The organism is Bradyrhizobium sp. Ken51, from assembly GCF_055807435.1.
The window spans coordinates 32,271-48,292 of the sequence record NZ_JBVVPB010000031.1 but is presented as its reverse complement, the minus strand read 5'-3'; the positions used below and the strand labels follow the sequence as shown (position 1 = coordinate 48,292).

Here is a 16,022-nt window from a genome sequence, read left to right as displayed (position 1 = left end):
GAGAAGCCGGTTATTCCGCCATGTTCGATTGCTGATGGGGGACTAACCAGCGCACGGCATCGTCGTTCCAAAAAAGCCCGCATCCCTTGCGCTGGAACAATGCCGGCCGTGCAGGATCTGAAATCATGTCACGGACGGACGCGACCGGTCCCACGACTCATATGCTTAACGCGCGTCCGATGTGAACCGCGTATGACAAAGTGGCTGGTCCAAGCTGGTCCAAAGCAGAACCTATCCTTGTCAAGGGCTGCACAAGTCAGTGTTTTTGCCTTAAATGAGCTACATCATGCCTAGCGATCAAAGCCCACATCGGGCACTGATCGCATCCGACCGGCCAATGTCTGGCTTGGTCGGTCTTGCCCCCCGCCGGGAGGATGAATGCACGGACTGCTGACCGCGCTGAAGCGCGGCTTCAAGAGATGGATCGGCTGGCGGCGACTCGGCGTTGCGGCGAGCGTCTTCATTATCGCGTTCGCGATCACCACGCTGGTACGGACGCTCAAGGGCATCGACACCGGGGTCATCCTGACGGCGTTGACCGAGATCCCCCGCGCCAATATCGGGCTGGCGGCGATCTGCGTATGCTTCGCGTTCTGTACGCTGACCTTCTACGACTTTTTTGCACTGCGAACGATCGGCAAGAAGCACGTGCCCTATCGCATCGCAGCGCTCTCCAGCTTCACGTCCTATTCGATCGGCCACAATATCGGCGCCACCGTCTTCACCGGCGGCGCGATCCGCTTCCGGATCTATTCGGATTACGGGCTGAATGCCATCGACGTCGCAAAAATCTGCTTCCTGTCGGGCCTGACCTTCTGGCTCGGTAACATCTTCGTGCTCTCGATCGGCATGGCCATCCATCCGGATGCCGCCTCCTACATGGATCAGCTGCCGTCGTCGATCAACCGGCTGATTGCGCTCGGCGGCCTCGCCTCGATCGGCGCCTATCTGGTCTGGCTGTGCATGGGCGAGAAGCGCCGCGAACTAGGCCAGAAGGGCTGGAAAGTGGTGCTGCCGTCAGCGCCTCTGACGCTGGTGCAGATCCTGATCGGCGTCGTCGATCTCGGATTCTGCGCGCTGGCGATGTACCTTCTGGTGCCGGCCACTCCGCAGATCGATTTCCTGTCGCTCTCCGTGGTGTTCATTTTGGCGACATTGCTCGGCTTCGCCAGCCACGCCCCGGGCTCGCTCGGCGTGTTCGACGCCGCCATGCTGGTGGCGCTGCCCGAATTCGGCCGCGAGCAGCTTCTGGCCACGCTCCTCGTCTTCCGCATCCTCTATTTCGTGATCCCGTTCGGTCTTGCCATCTCCATCATGGGCGCACGCGAGCTCTGGATGAATGTGGTGGAGCCCTGGCAGGAGCGCCGAAGGCTGGCGGAGGCCTGCGCGCAGGCCAACCTGCCCAAGCAGGTGGCCGCGATGGAGCGCGAGCGGTCGCTGCGGCAGGCCAGCAAACGCTGAGCGTGCTCCGGAAAAGCGCGAAGCGGTTTTCCGGGAAGATCATGCTCCAACGATAGTCCGCTAGACGACGGCCGGCAAAACCGTCAGGCCAATGTTGCAGGCGGAGGGCAGCTCTCTTATTTCCGCCTCAACTTTGCCGTTGAAGACGCGGGCCATGATCCCTGTATTCCTTCGCCGTTTCCTCGCCGGTGCCCTGCTGCTCGCCGGCCTCCTCACCGCCTTGCCGCCGGAGCGGGCGGCCGCGCAGGACGCGGGCGCCATGCAGATTAGCTGGGAGGTCCGCAACCGCTTCCGGCTGTTCCGCGAGGAGCGCGACTTCCTGCTCCATGTCGAGAACGCGCGTAACCGCAGCATCCTCGCCGCCGAGCAATCGCTGGAGCTCCAGAGCGAGGGCCGCGGCTGGGCCCGCAACATGGTCAACCGGCTCTGCATCGACCTCCAGGGCCGGGTCAACCAGCCCTGCACCCGCGACAACACGAAGGAAAACTACCTCACCCCCCTCGACCATCCCGTCACCGTGCGCCTCGCCGGCGCGGTGCCGGTCGGCGCCACCTGCGCCTGGTCGTTCGACGACGGCGACGGGCCGCAACAATCCACCTTCGACTGCGCCGAGCCGGTCAATCTGCGGGTCCGCTACGGCAAGCAGACGGTCGCCAGCGTCGACGTCTCCTCCGGTTCCGATCCCACCCAGCGCGTCCAGACCGAGATCCAGGTCCGCGACATCTTCGTCGCTGGTCTCGGAGACAGCATCGCCTCGGGCGAAGGCAATCCGGACCGGCCGCTGGCGCTGTCCGACGAAGGATTTTGCTTCCGCTCCTATCTCGGCACCGCCGGCGCGCAGTATTACCGGCCGAGCCGCGCCGGCTTCAAGGGCGGCCGTGCCTGCGAAGCGCCGGATACGCTTGCGAACTGGCAGCGCTACAGCGCGCTCTGGTTCAACTCGCCCTGCCACCGATCGCTCTACAGCTACCAGGCGCGCACCGCGCTGGCGCTCGCGGTACGCTACACCCACGTCGCGGTGACCTTTCTGCCGCTCGCCTGCACCGGCGCCAGCATCAGCGACGGGCTGCTCGGCTCGCAGCGCGCCCGCGAATGCCCGCCTGGCAAGACCGGCGTCTGCAACATCAGCGTGAACGCGCAGGTCGCCGAGCTGCGCGAGGCGCTGACCGCCGCCAGGAAACGCCAGCCCGAGCGCACGCTCGACCTCGTGCTGCTCTCGGTCGGCGCCAACGACGTCTATTTCTCCGGCCTTGTCGCCGACGTGATCGTCGAGACCGCAACCGAGCGCGCGATCTTCCGGCGCTCCGGCGTGATGGCGAGCGTCGATGATTCCCGCGATGCGCTGGCGCGCGAACTGCCGCAGAATTTCGTCAAGCTGCGCGAGGCGCTGAAGCCGCTGGTCGGCGGCGACCTCTCGCATGTAGTCTACGTCTCCTACGCCAACCCCGCGCTCGCCGACGGCGGCGTGCCCTGCCGCGGCGGCCGCGCCGGCTTCGACATTCATCCGTCCTTCAACGCCGATCCGCAGCGCCTCGCCCGCGTCTCGAGCTTCGTCGACACCGAATTCCTGCCGCAACTGAAGGGGCTCGCCACCTGCACCCGCGGCGCCCTGTGCCGCGATCCCGAGGCCGACCGCATGACCTTCGTGGATTCACATCAGGCGGCGTTCGCCGATCACGGCTTCTGCGCGCATTCGGGCAACGATCCCGAATTCGACCGCACCTGCTTTGCCGAGAACGGCCAGAGCTTCAATCCTGACATCGTGAGCGCGGCGAGCCAGCCGATGCTGTGCGGCCGCGGCGCCTCCGAATTCCGCGCCTATTTGCCGCGCGCGCGCTGGATCCGCGACGCCAATGACAGCTATTTCGCTGCGATGACCTATCCGCAAGGCCTGCCGGCAGCAAGCCAGCCGACCGACATCCACGACGCGACCTGGGGCGTGCTCTCCGCCGTCTATGGCGGCGCCGTGCATCCCAGCGCCGAAGGCCACGCCGCGATGGCGGACGCGGCACTGCCGGCCGCAAGCGCCGTGCTGGGGCTCGATGCGGCGCCCCCGGGCGTGACACGCGGGTTGCTCGCGCCACTGCTGCCGGGCGCGCAGCAGTAGAGCTACAACGAGCTCTCACCCACACCGTCATTGCGAGCGCAGCGAAGCATCCAGAGTCCTTCCGCAGTGGGATTCTGGATTGCTTCGCTGCGCTCGCAATGACGGCGTTGGGGCTCACGTCTCGGCACTCTCTCTCACAATCGTTTCCCCACCTGCCGTTCCATCAATCCAAAAGCGGCATCGATCGATACTGCCTTGAACTTGGACACTTTGCCGCGCGCACCTCTAGGAGTCGCAGGGGGAAACGTTTCGAGTTCTAAGGAGGCGCGGAATGAGCGCAGTGATGTCCGCAGCGGACGCGAGAAGGTCTCGCGTCAGGCTGTTCATCGTGACCATGTTGTTCCTGGTCACGACCGTCAATTATGCTGACCGCGCCACGCTGTCGATCGCGGGCCCCGCGCTCTCCAAGGAGCTGCATCTCGATCCCGTCGCGATGGGCTACATCTTCTCGGCGTTCGGATGGTCCTATGTGATCGCGCAGGTGCCGGGCGGCTGGCTGCTCGACCGCTACGGCTCCCGCCTCGTCTATGCCTTCAGCATCATCGTCTGGTCGCTGTTCACGACGATGCAGGGTTGGGTCGGATTCTTCAGCGCCGGGACCGCGATCACCGTGCTGTTCGGCCTGCGCTTCCTGGTCGGCATCGCCGAAGCGCCGTCTTTCCCCGCCAACGCCCGCATCGTCGCGGCCTGGTTTCCGAGCAATGAGCGCGGCACCGCGTCCGCGTTCTTCAATTCCGGGCAGTATTTCGCCACCGTGATCTTCGCGCCGCTGATGGGCTGGATCGCGCACGACTACGGCTGGCGCTACGTGTTCTTCGTGATGGGAGCACTCGGCATCATCATGGGCCTGGTCTGGATCAAGACGATCTATGGCCCGAAGGAGCATCCCGGCATCAACGAGGCCGAATTCGACTACATCAAGGACGGCGGCGCGCTGGTCGATGTCGACGCGCCCAAAGACGATCTGAAGCAAGAGCGCGCGCCCGAGGCCGGCTCCGGGTGGGACCATATCCGCCAGCTGCTTTCCAACCGCATGATGCTCGGCGTCTATCTCGGCCAGTACTGCATCAACACGCTGACCTATTTCTTCCTGACCTGGTTCCCGGTCTACCTCGTCAAGGAGCGCGGGCTGTCGATCCTGCAAGCCGGCTTCGTCGCGACACTGCCGGCGCTGTGCGGCTTCATCGGCGGCGTGCTCGGCGGCGTCATCTCCGACGCGATCCTGCGCAAGACCGGCTCGCTGACCATGGCGCGCAAGATTCCGATCGTCGGCGGCATGCTGCTGTCGATGTCGATCATCGCCTGCAACTACGTCGACGGTCAGGCGCTGGTGGTCGGCTTCATGGCGCTCGCCTTCTTCGGCAAGGGCATCGGCGCGCTCGGCTGGGCTGTCGTCTCAGACACCTCGCCGAAGGAAGCCGGCGGCGTCTCGGGCGGCCTGTTCAACACCTTCGGCAATCTCTCCTCGATCAGCACCCCGATCGTGATCGGCTACATCCTGGCCGCGACCGGCTCGTTCAACGGGGCGCTGATATTCGTCGGCGCTAATGCGCTGGTGGCCGCATTCGCCTATCTCGTGGTCGTCGGCAAGATCGAGCGCGTGGTGCTCAAACGTTCCTCCTGAGGGCTCCCGTGGAGCTTGACCAGGCAACTTAACGGCGGCTTCACGGCCGCCGTCTTTGTTTTGGGAGTAATCGATGCTAGAAGCGCCGGGGAAACGCCTTATCCATCTAAGGCATGTATCGATGTTCGACCTCAATCAGCTCCGCTGTTTCGTCACGGTGGCGGAGGAATTGCATTTCGGCCGCGCCGCCGCGCGGCTGAACATGACCCAGCCGCCGCTGTCCCGGCAGATCCAGGTGCTCGAGCACATCATCGATGCGCCGCTGCTGGAGCGTACCAGCCGCTCGGTGCGCCTGACGCCGGCCGGGCGCAGCTTCCTGCCGGAAGCGCGGCGCATCCTGAAGCTTGCGGAAAGCGCCTCGCAGGTTGCCCGCCGCATCGCGCTCGGCAAGTCCGGCTCGCTGAAGATCGGCTTCACCGCGGCCGCCGCCTACGGCTTTCTCCCCGAGCTCGTCGCCGCCTGCCGCGCCAAGCTGCCCGAGGTGGACTTCTCGCTGAAGGAGATGGTGTCGGGCGACCAGTTCGAGGCGCTGACCTCGGGCCAGATCGATGCCGGCCTGCTCAGGCCGCCGATCGCGCGCCCCGAAATCGCCAGCCGCCGTGTCGTCGCCGAGCCCCTGCTCGCCGCGATCCCGAAAAAGCATCCGCTGGCGAATGCCGAGAGCGTCACGATCAAGGATTTCGACAACCAGCCCTTCGTGATGTATTCGCCCTATGAGAGCCGCTACTTTCACGACGTGCTGGTGGCGCTGTTCACCCGCGCCGACATCCTGCCGCGCTATGTCCAGCACCTGAGCCAGATCCACTCGATCCTCGCCATGGTGCGCGCCGGCCTCGGCCTTGCCATCGTGCCGGCAGCGGCGGCGAGCCTGAAGATCGCGGACGTCCGCCTGCGGCCGCTGAAGCTGCGAACCCGTGTCCCGGTCGAGCTGTTCATGGTCTGGCGCCGCGACGACGAGAACCCGCTGCTGTCGGCGCTCGTCAAAATCGCGAGCGAATTGTCCTCGGCGGAGGCGATGGAAGATTGATGCTGAATTCGCATCGGTCGATATAGGCTTTGGCTTGGACCCGCATCGAACGGTCTCCTAAACCACGGCGCATGGACGCGTAGGCTTGCGTCCTCCACAACGCGAGACCAGGGAGCAGCGCCCATGAGCAAGATGACCCCGCAGGAAATGGCCCAGAAGATCGGATCCGGCCTCCTGTCCTTCCCCGTCACGCCGTTCAAGGCGGATTACTCCTTCGACGAGACGACCTACCGGGCCAACATGGACTGGCTGTGCGGCTATGACGTCGCAGGCCTGTTCGCCGCCGGCGGCACCGGCGAGTTCTTCTCGCTGACGGCGGCCGAGGTTCCGCAGGTGGTCAAGATCGCCGTTGACGAGACCAAGGGCCGCGTGCCCGTGCTCGCCGGCACCGGCTACGGCACCGCCACCGCGCGCGAGATCGCGATCGGCGCAGAGAAGGCCGGCGCCGACGGCTTGTTGCTGCTGCCGCCCTATCTCACCCATGCCGAGCAGGACGGCCTCGCTGCCCACGTGGAAGCGATCTGCGCCTCCGTGAAGATCGGCGTCATCGTTTACAACCGCGATAACGCCATCCTCCAGCCCGATACGCTCGCCCGCCTCGCCGAACGCTGCCCGAACCTCGTCGGCTACAAGGACGGCATCGGCGACATCGAGCTGATGACCCGCGTCTACACCAAGCTCGGCGACCGCCTGACCTATATCGGCGGCTTGCCTACCGCAGAGACCTTCGCGCTGCCCTATCTCGACATGGGCGTGACCACCTACTCCTCGGCGGTGTTCAACTTCGTTCCGGAATTCGCCACCAACTTCTACGCCGCCGTGCGCAAGCGCGACCACGCGACGATCCATGCCGGCCTGAAGGACTTCATCCTGCCGCTGATCGCGATCCGCAACCGCAAGAAGGGCTATGCGGTCTCGATCATCAAGGCCGGCATGAAGGTGATCGGCCGCGATTCCGGCCCGGTCCGTCCGCCGCTGACCGACCTCACCGAGCAGGAGATCGCGGAAGTCACGGCGATGGTGAAAAATCTGCCCGCCATCCGATCGTCACAAGAGGCTGCAGAATAACAATCGACACAGGGAGGAGCCTGCGATGGCCAAGACCGAGATCACTGGCGCACCGGTCGTCACCGCGATGCAAGTGATCCCGGTCGCAGGTCGTGACAGCATGCTCCTCAATCTGAGCGGCGCGCATGCGCCGTTCTTCACCCGCAACATCGTCATTCTCACCGACAATGCCGGTCACACCGGCGTCGGCGAGGTGCCGGGCGGGCAGAAGATCTGGCAGACGCTGCAGGACGCCCGTGATCTCGTGATCGGCAAGACCGTCGGCGCGATGAACAACATCCTCGCCGATATCAGGACCGCCTTCGCCGATCGCGACGCCGGCGGCCGCGGCAAGCAGACGTTCGATCTCCGCGTCATGATCCATGCCGTCACGGCCGTGGAGTCGGCCCTGCTCGATCTGCTCGGCCAGCATCTCAACCTGCCGGTCGCAGCCCTGCTCGGCGAAGGCCAGCAGCGCAACAGCGTCGAGACGCTGGGCTATCTCTTCTTCGTCGGCGACCGGCGCAAAAGCAAGCTCGACTACGTCACCGGCGAGACCGGCAAGCCCGAATGGTTCAACCTCCGCCATCAGCAGGCGATGACGCCGGAAACCGTGGTGCGGCTCGCGGAAGCCACCCATGACCATTACGGCTTCGCCGATTTCAAGCTCAAGGGCGGCGTGCTGCGCGGCGAGCAGGAGATCGAGGCCGTCACCGCGATCGCCAAGCGCTTTCCGAATGCGCGGGTGACCCTGGATCCGAACGGCGCTTGGTCGCTCGACGAGGCTGTCAGCCTCTGCAAGGACATGCACGGGATCCTCGCCTATGCCGAGGACCCCTGCGGTGCCGAAGGCGGCTTCTCCGGCCGTGAGATCATGGCCGAGTTCCGCCGTGCAACGGGCCTGCCGACCGCGACCAACATGATCGCGACCGATTGGCGGCAATTGTCCCATGCGCTGCGCCTCGGCGCGGTGGACATTCCGCTGGCCGATCCCCATTTCTGGACCATGCAAGGTTCGGTGCGCGTGGCTCAGACCTGCCGCGACAACGGCCTGACCTGGGGTTCGCACTCCAACAACCATTTCGACATCTCGCTCGCCATGTTCACCCATGTCGGCGCCGCCGCCCCCGGCAAGGTCACCGCGATCGACACGCACTGGATCTGGCAGGACGGCCAGGCGCTGACCAAGGAGCCGCTCCAGATCATGGGCGGCAAGATCGCCGTGCCTGATAGGCCGGGCCTGGGTATCGAAATCGACAGGGCCGCCATCGACGCCGCGCATGACCTCTACAAGCAGCATGGACTCGGCGCCCGCGATGACGCTATTGCCATGCAGGACCTGATCCCCGGCTGGACCTTCGACGACAAGCGTCCCTGCCTGGTTCGTTAAAAACTCTGGAGGAAGCTATGACTGTGATCCTGAAGAACTTCATCGGCGGCGAATGGGTCGATGGCTCCGGCGTCACCAAGAACATCAACCCCTCCAACACCAATGATCTGGTCGGCGAATACGCCAAGGCCGACAAGGCCCAGACCGAGAAGGCGATCGCCGCCGCGAAGGCCGCCTTCCCCGCCTGGGCGCAGTCGACGCCGCAGGCGCGCTACGACGCGCTGAACAAGATTTCGCTCGAGATCATCGCCCGCAAGGAAGAGCTCGGCCGCCTGCTCGCTCGCGAAGAAGGCAAGACCCTCCCCGAGGGCATCGGCGAGGTCGCCCGCGCCGGCCAGATTTTTGCGTTCTTCGCCGGCGAGGCGCTGCGCATGATCGGCGAAAAGGGTGCCTCGGTGCGTCCCGGCATCGACGTCGAGCTCACCCGTGAGCCGATGGGCGTCGTCGGCATGATCACGCCCTGGAATTTCCCGATCGCGATCCCCGCCTGGAAGATCGCCCCGGCGCTCTGCTACGGCAACACCGTGGTGTTCAAGCCTGCCGAGCTGGTGCCGGGCTCGGCGCATGCGCTGTCCGAGATCATCACCCGTTCCGGCATCCCGGCCGGCGTGTTCAACCTCGTTGTCGGCTCGGGCTCCGTGGTCGGCCAGACCCTGATCGAGCATCCCGACGTCGCCGCGATCACCTTCACCGGCTCGGTGCAGACCGGCCGCAAGATCGCGCAGGCCTGCGTGACCTCGAGCAACATGAAGAAATTCCAGCTCGAGATGGGCGGCAAGAACCCGCTGGTCGTGCTCGACGACGCCGATCTCAAGACCGCCGTCGAAGTCGCCGTCAACGGCGCCTATTTCTCCACCGGCCAGCGCTGCACCGCCTCGTCCCGCCTGATCGTCACCGAAGGTATTCACGACCGTTTCGTTGCGGCGGTGACCGAGCGCCTGAAAGGCCTGACGGTGGACGACGCGCTCAAGGCCGGCGTGCATATCGGCCCGGTGGTCGACCAGAGCCAGCTCGACCAGGACCTGCGCTACATCAAGATCGGCCAGGACGAGGGTGCCAAGCTCGCCTGGGGCGGCGAGTTGCTCAAGCGCGAAACGCCCGGCCACTACCTCCAGCCGGCGCTGTTCACCGAGGCCAACAACAACATGCGCATTTCGCGCGAGGAGGTCTTCGGCCCGGTTGCCGCCGTCATTCGCGCCAAGAACTACGAGGAGGCGCTCGCGATCTCCAACGACACCGAGTTCGGCCTTGCCTCCGGCATCTGCACCAGCAGCCTGAAATACGCCTCGCACTACAAGCGCAACAGCGAGTCCGGCATGGTGATGGTCAATCTGCCGACCGCCGGCGTCGACTATCACGTGCCGTTCGGCGGCCGGAAGGGTTCGAGCTACGGTGCCCGCGAGCAGGGCTCCTACGCCCGCGAGTTCTACACGACGGTGAAGACCGCCTATACCTATCCCGGTTGATGGATCGTAGGTGTCGTAGGGTGGGTTAGCGCAGCGTAACCCACCTCTTGTGGTTCGACGGATGCAGACGGTGGTGGGTTACGCTGCCCACCCTACACTTCGGAGTCCTTCCATGGACCAGTCAGTCGCAGCGAAAGAGCAGCCTCGCTACATCAAGCTCAACGAGCGCGACAACGTCGCCATCGTGGTCAATGATTTCGGGCTACCCGCCGGCTCCCGCTTCGCCAGCGGCCTGACGCTGCGCGCCTTCGTGCCGCAAGGCCACAAGACGGCGCTGGTCGACATCCCGCAGGACGCCCCGATCATCCGCTATGGCGAGGTGATCGGTCATGCGCTCGCGCCGATCCTGGCCGGCGAATGGGTAGACGAAGCGCGCATCCGCATGCCGGAGGCCCCTGCCCTCGACAAGCTGGAAATCTCGACCGCCGTTCCCGCGCCGCTGCCGCCGCTCGAAGGTTTCACGTTCGAAGGCTTTCGCAATTCCGACGGCTCTGTCGGCACCAAGAACATCCTCGGCATCTCCTCCTCCGTGCAATGCGTCAAGGGCACGATGGAATATGCGGTGAAGCGCATCCGCGCCGAGCTGCTGCCGAAATATCCGAATGTCGATGACGTCGTGCCGCTGACGCATGCCTATGGCTGTGGCGTCGCCATCAACGCGCCAGACGCCGTGATTCCGATCCGCACGCTGCAAAACATCGCGCAGAACCCGAATTTCGGCGGCGAGATCCTGGTCATCAGCTTGGGATGCGAAAAGCTCGCGCCCGAGCGGCTGGTGCCGGAAGGCGTCAGCAATGCCGTCGTGCGCATGCAGGACGAAGCCTTCGACGGTTTTGGCGCCATCGTCGACGCGATCATGACCCAGGCCGAAGCCCGTCTGAAGATCCTCAACAAGCGCACCCGCGAGACCTGCCCGGCCGCCGATCTCGTCATCGGCCTGCAATGCGGTGGCAGCGACGCCTTTTCCGGCGTCACCGCGAATCCCGCGGTCGGTTTCGCCGCGGACCTGCTGGTGCGCGCCGGCGCCACCGTGATGTTCTCGGAAGTCACCGAAGTGCGCGACGCGATCCAGCTCCTCACGCGACGCGCCATCAACGAGGACGTCGGCCGCGCGCTGGTCCGCGAGATGGCCTGGTACGATTCCTATCTGGCCCGCGGCGGCGCTGACCGCAGCGCCAATACCACGCCGGGCAACAAGAAGGGCGGGCTTGCCAACATCGTCGAGAAGTCGCTCGGCTCGATCGTCAAGTCCGGATCAAGCGCCATCACCGGCGTGCTCTCGCCCGGCGAGAAGGCGACGCAGAAGGGCATGCTGTTCGCGGCAACGCCGGCGTCCGACTTCATCTGCGGCACGCTCCAGCTCGCCTCCGGCATGACGCTGCAGGTGTTCACCACCGGCCGCGGCACGCCCTATGGCCTTGCGGCTGCGCCCGTGATCAAGGTCGCGACCCGCAGCGAGCTCGCGCGACGCTGGAAGGACCTGATCGATTTCGATGCGGGAGGCATCGCGACCGGCGAGAAGACCATTGAGGAGACCGGCTGGGACCTGTTCCGCCTGATCCTCGATGTCGCCAGCGGCCGCACCAAGCCGTGGTCGGATCGCTGGGGCATCCACAACGATCTGACGCTGTTCAATCCGGCGCCGGTGACCTGAGCGCCGCGCGCGGGCGCTGCCTCGCCGCGTGGATGCATTGGTGCGAGTCCCGTTTCGACGCTACGTTTCGCCCGGGATGACGCTTCAGTCTATGTCATGCTGCCCGGCATGAAGCAGCGCACGCGCGGATGGCCGTCGATATAGTGCTTCCACACCATGGTGCGGCCGATCTTGTTCGGCTCGGTGATGACGGCGCCATCGGGCACGACCACCCACTCGCCGTCGAGATGCACGCGGTAACGGCCCTTGTCGGATTCCCAGTCGACATCGGCAACCACATAGCCATCGGCATCCGAGCAGCATTGGCCGTATTCGCTGTGCAGGCTCTCGAACCAGGGCTTTAATGGCGAGTTGGCGTAGCGCCCGTCGTCGCGCGCCATCATCGGGGCCGTCAGCAGCACCGTCAGGACCAGCAGCATAGCGGCACGCGGTATTGCACGTCTCATGTCGTCTCCGCGGGATCGAGGTCATCGCCGCGGGGCGATAGTTGCCGTCCGCCTTCCGCGACTCGGCGAAGGGCGTCAAGGACGGCGACTCATTCCCCCAACAGCTTTGCGGATAGCTATGCAAATCCGGCGCCACCGCGCATTCCGGGGAACTACTGGCGCGCGTCCGGCACGCATTGGTCTTTCGACGGGTATGACTGCTGCTCGCGCGCCAAGTTCTCCGCTGTCGCAGCCGGCCGCATGCGCGATTGCGCACGGGGGCGACGGACACCGCGCAAGAACGCGGAGAGGCTGCGGCGTACTGGAGTCCCCGCTTGGCGGGCAATGACGGCCTGTGTGGAGCTACGGAAGTTCGGGCGCCACAGCGCGCGACCTAGACCCTACTGCTTCGGCGCCGGCGCCATCATCGCGCCGCCCTTCTTCGCCGCGGGCACGGGCTTGGTCGCAGCGGTTGCTTGCGCCGGGAGATATTTCGCGACGATGGCGGGATCGACCTGCGCGATGTTGGCGTCGGGAAGACGCGTCCAGGTCTCATCCTTGCCGAACAGGGAAATGCCGAGGAAGCCGCGCATCGTCAGGGTCTGCCCATCCGGACTGACCGTCATCTTGGCCTTCCAGATGTTGCCGTCGCGCGGGTTGACCACGTTGCCGCCGTCATACTTCAAGCCATCGCGCTTCATGTCGCGGATGAAGGAGAGGCCGAGCACCGGTGCGTTCTTGCGATCGTCCGTGCATTTCGCGCAGATCTCGTTCGGGTCGTCGCCGGGCCGCGGAAATGTTTTTGCGATGACGCCTTCGAAGATGCCGTTGTGGTCGACGAAGAGGAACCATCCCACCGTCTTGCCGTCTTCGACCTTCTGCCAGAGGCCCGCGGCGGTCGGCTGCTGCACTTGCGCCGCAGCCGGGCTCACCGCGCCGAGCGACATCGCGAGCGCGAGGAGCGAGAACAACCGAAAGCCGGAAAAGAGAGTCCGCATTATCATCACCTTGCTGAGCCAATCGCCTTGCTAAGCCGCCTACTGCAATGGCCGCAGACTACGGCGATTTCGCGAACTGTTCCAGCACCAGAAACATGGGGCATCGCCCGCCGCCGTCAGTTGACGCCGAGCTTCTTTTGCAGGCTGGAGGACGATGTCGTGTACTGGAACACGAGCCGCTTCTCCGGATACACGTAGCGATGGGCTTTTTGCGACATCAGCGCGCCCTCGTGGAAGCCGCACAGGATCAGCTTGATCTTGCCGGGATAGGTGTTGATGTCGCCGATCGCGAAGATGCCCGGCACGTTGGTCTCGAACGCGGATGTCTCGACCGGCACCAGATTGTTCTCCAGCGCGATGCCCCAGTTCGCGACCGGACCGAGCTTCATGGTCAGCCCGAAGAACGGCAGCATGGTGTCGCAGGCAATTTCGATTAGGCTGTTGTCGTTGCCCTTGACGGTGGCGCCGCTCAGCTTGCCCTCGTTGCCCGACAACGCGGTGACCTGGCCGAGCCGCAGATCCATCTTGCCGGCAGAGACCAGCGCGCGCATCTGCTCGACGCTGTGGGGGGCGGCGCGAAAATCGTCGCGACGGTGCAACAGCGTGATGCGCTTGGCGATCGGATGCAGATTGAGCGTCCAGTCGAGCGCGGAATCGCCGCCCCCCACGATCAGCACGTTCTTGTCGCGGAACGTTTCCATCTTGCGCACGGCGTAGTGCACCGAGCTTCCTTCATAGGCTTCGATCCCCGGCACCGGTGGACGCTTGGGCTGGAACGAGCCGCCGCCGGCAGCGATCACCAGCACCTTGCATTCGAACACCTTGCCGGCATCCGTGGTGCAGCGGAACAGGGGATCGCCGATCTTCTCCACCGTCTCGATCATTTCGCCGAGATGGAAGGTCGGATGGAACGGCTTGATCTGCTCCATCAGGGCTTCGGTGAGGCCCTGCCCCGAAACCTGCGGAATGCCGGGAATGTCGTAGATCGGCTTTTCCGGATAGAGCTCTGCGCACTGGCCGCCGACCTTGTCGAGGATGTCGACGAAATGCGTCTTCATGTCGAGAAGGCCCAGCTCGAAAGCGGCGAACAGACCGCAGGGGCCGGCGCCAATAATCAGCACATCCGTTTTGATCGCGTCGCTCATGTCGTCTCTTTATCGTCGTTCGGTGGGACGGCGCCCTTTGGGCCGAGGTGACCCTGCCTGTCTAGCCAACGGGGATGGATCAGGGAAGGCATAAAAGCGGGAGCGCCCCGCAGCCGCACCCACTTGCCGGGTCAGGATAACTGGGCTGTAACCAGCAACGCTATGACGGAGATCAATCGGTGAACGCACCAAGCCGCCTCGATACGACGCCGCGCCTGGAGGACTATCCTTTTCGCCTCAGCGACAATGTCCGCTTCGGCGATCTCGACCCCAACCAGCACGTCAACAACGCGGTCTACGCTACCTATTTCGAGACCGGCCGTGTCACGCTGATGAAGCTCCCGGAATACGGCCTGACGCCGCCGGGACTTGCCTGGATCATGGTGCGGCTCGACATCCATTTTCGCGCCGAGTTGCACTGGCCGAACACAATCGAACTCGGCCTCGGCGTCGCGAAGCTGGGACGAACGTCGGTGACGTTCGAGCAGGTGGTATTTTCGGAAGGGAAGTGCATTGCATCGGCGACGTCGGTCGCCGTGATGATCGACGAAGCGTCGCGCCGGCCAACGCCACTCACCGCGGAAGTGCTCGAGAAGCTCAGCCCCTGGCACAAGCGCGGCATCGAGATCGCGCCGCCGAGCACATGATAGCTAAGAGAGTTAGGCCTGCCGCTCCGGCGTCGCCACGACGAGGCCGTCGAGATCGTCGGAGACCTTGATCTGGCAGGACAGGCGCGAGTTCGGCCGTACGTCGAAGCCGAAGTCGAGCATGTCCTCTTCCATCGGCGTCGGGCTGCCGACCTTCTCGCGCCACGCTTCGTCGACATAGACATGGCAGGTGGCGCAGGCGCAGGCGCCGCCGCATTCGGCCTCGATGCCGGGAATGCTGTTGCGGATGGCGGCTTCCATCACAGTCGCGCCGTTCTCGACGTCCACCGTACGGGTTTCGCCCTTGTGATCGACAAAGTGAATTTTGGCCATGTGTGCTCGTGCTGCCGCGATCTAGGGAATGAAGGAGGGTCCGGGCTGTCCTATAACGGGTCGATCAGCCCGGCGCCATAGCGTTTTGATAAGTCGTGAATACCGCTTCGCGGGAAGAAAACCCGTCAAAACAAAACACTAGAGCACGGCTCTGGCCCTGTCGGCCTAAGGGTTCAGGATCGCCTCGATGGCGGCGCGAGCTTCGGTCACCGCCTCTTTCAGCGCGGCGAAGGCGTGAGGCCGGCCCTGGCCGGTCTGGATTGCGGTCTCCAGGCTTGCGGCGGCATCCGCCACCGCAAAGGCGCCGATCCCGCGCGCCGAGCCCTTGAGCTTGTGGGCGAGTACACCGGCCTCGGCCGGCAGCGCTGCCATTGCCGCGATCAGGCGCACCGCCTGCTCGGCAAACATCGCCAGCACTTCCTGTTCCAGCTCGGAATCGCCGAGCGTCATGCGGGAGAGATGATCGAGGTCGAGCGGGCTGTCGATGAGTGCAAGCGGGGGCGAAGGCATCCAGTCCATCCGTTGCAGTTCAGGCGTCATGGCGCAGGCCCCGGCATCGCGCGCTGTCCGCCGGTCCGGCGGTCAAGTTCCCTCCACCCAAGCACGGAAATGGTTAACGAAATGTTCCGGCCGTTTTACGCAAATCTGCCTGTTTATTGACGAAAAGTTGCCGCAATCCGGCGAGTTCCGTGGAGAAT

General features: G+C 64.7%; 14 protein-coding genes. 9 read left to right on the top strand and 5 right to left on the bottom strand.

Features of this window, described 5'->3' with window-relative positions:
- Positions 1 to 378 precede the first annotated feature (378 nt).
- From AC0L27_RS33855 to garD, 8 genes are all read left to right on the top strand, one after another.
- Positions 379 to 1,461: a lysylphosphatidylglycerol synthase transmembrane domain-containing protein gene (locus tag AC0L27_RS33855; RefSeq protein WP_275169972.1), complete on the top strand. Its 1,083-nt coding sequence runs from the start codon at positions 379 to 381 to the stop codon at positions 1,459 to 1,461.
- Positions 1,462 to 1,615: 154 nt separating this feature from the next.
- Positions 1,616 to 3,568: an SGNH/GDSL hydrolase family protein gene (locus AC0L27_RS33850; RefSeq protein ID WP_473322055.1), complete on the top strand. Its 1,953-nt coding sequence runs from the start codon at positions 1,616 to 1,618 to the stop codon at positions 3,566 to 3,568.
- A gap of 271 nt (positions 3,569 to 3,839) precedes the next feature.
- Positions 3,840 to 5,192 (top strand): MFS transporter, encoded by a 1,353-nt coding sequence (locus tag AC0L27_RS33845; protein ID WP_473322053.1) that lies wholly within the window; start codon positions 3,840 to 3,842, stop codon positions 5,190 to 5,192.
- Positions 5,193 to 5,313: 121 nt separating this feature from the next.
- On the top strand, positions 5,314 to 6,219 hold the full coding sequence (locus AC0L27_RS33840) for a LysR family transcriptional regulator (protein WP_018457543.1): 906 nt from the start codon (positions 5,314 to 5,316) through the stop codon (positions 6,217 to 6,219).
- A 123-nt stretch (positions 6,220 to 6,342) separates the two neighbouring features.
- Complete coding sequence (kdgD, locus tag AC0L27_RS33835; protein WP_473322052.1) at positions 6,343 to 7,287, top strand: 5-dehydro-4-deoxyglucarate dehydratase; 945 nt, start codon at positions 6,343 to 6,345, stop codon at positions 7,285 to 7,287.
- Positions 7,288 to 7,312: 25 nt separating this feature from the next.
- A complete protein-coding gene (gene gudD / locus AC0L27_RS33830) occupies positions 7,313 to 8,656 on the top strand; it encodes a glucarate dehydratase (RefSeq protein ID WP_473322051.1) in 1,344 nt (447 codons plus the stop codon).
- Between the two features lie 17 nt (positions 8,657 to 8,673).
- Positions 8,674 to 10,122: an aldehyde dehydrogenase family protein gene (locus AC0L27_RS33825; RefSeq protein WP_473322049.1), complete on the top strand. Its 1,449-nt coding sequence runs from the start codon at positions 8,674 to 8,676 to the stop codon at positions 10,120 to 10,122.
- Positions 10,123 to 10,234: 112 nt separating this feature from the next.
- A complete protein-coding gene (gene garD, locus AC0L27_RS33820; protein ID WP_473322047.1) occupies positions 10,235 to 11,776 on the top strand; it encodes a galactarate dehydratase in 1,542 nt (513 codons plus the stop codon).
- Positions 11,777 to 11,865: 89 nt separating this feature from the next.
- Here the strand turns inward: garD and AC0L27_RS33815 are convergent, their stop codons facing one another.
- The 3 genes from AC0L27_RS33815 to AC0L27_RS33805 all read right to left on the bottom strand — a co-directional run bounded on the left by AC0L27_RS33815 (position 11,866) and on the right by AC0L27_RS33805 (position 14,344).
- Entirely contained in the window at positions 11,866 to 12,222 is a 357-nt protein-coding gene (locus tag AC0L27_RS33815; protein ID WP_473322046.1) for a hypothetical protein, read from the bottom strand.
- Positions 12,223 to 12,602: 380 nt separating this feature from the next.
- Complete coding sequence (locus tag AC0L27_RS33810; RefSeq protein ID WP_473322044.1) at positions 12,603 to 13,199, bottom strand: DUF2147 domain-containing protein; 597 nt, start codon at positions 13,197 to 13,199, stop codon at positions 12,603 to 12,605.
- 116 nt (positions 13,200 to 13,315) lie between these two features.
- On the bottom strand, positions 13,316 to 14,344 hold the full coding sequence (locus tag AC0L27_RS33805) for an NAD(P)/FAD-dependent oxidoreductase (protein ID WP_473322043.1): 1,029 nt from the start codon (positions 14,342 to 14,344) through the stop codon (positions 13,316 to 13,318).
- Between the two features lie 179 nt (positions 14,345 to 14,523).
- Between AC0L27_RS33805 and AC0L27_RS33800 the strand changes: the two genes are divergently transcribed.
- Complete coding sequence (locus AC0L27_RS33800) at positions 14,524 to 14,991, top strand: acyl-CoA thioesterase (protein ID WP_473322041.1); 468 nt, start codon at positions 14,524 to 14,526, stop codon at positions 14,989 to 14,991.
- A gap of 12 nt (positions 14,992 to 15,003) precedes the next feature.
- Here the strand turns inward: AC0L27_RS33800 and AC0L27_RS33795 are convergent, their stop codons facing one another.
- Positions 15,004 to 15,324: a 2Fe-2S iron-sulfur cluster-binding protein gene (locus AC0L27_RS33795; protein WP_007602043.1), complete on the bottom strand. Its 321-nt coding sequence runs from the start codon at positions 15,322 to 15,324 to the stop codon at positions 15,004 to 15,006.
- Between the two features lie 165 nt (positions 15,325 to 15,489).
- Positions 15,490 to 15,864: an Hpt domain-containing protein gene (locus AC0L27_RS33790; protein ID WP_473322039.1), complete on the bottom strand. Its 375-nt coding sequence runs from the start codon at positions 15,862 to 15,864 to the stop codon at positions 15,490 to 15,492.
- Positions 15,865 to 16,022 lie beyond the last annotated feature (158 nt).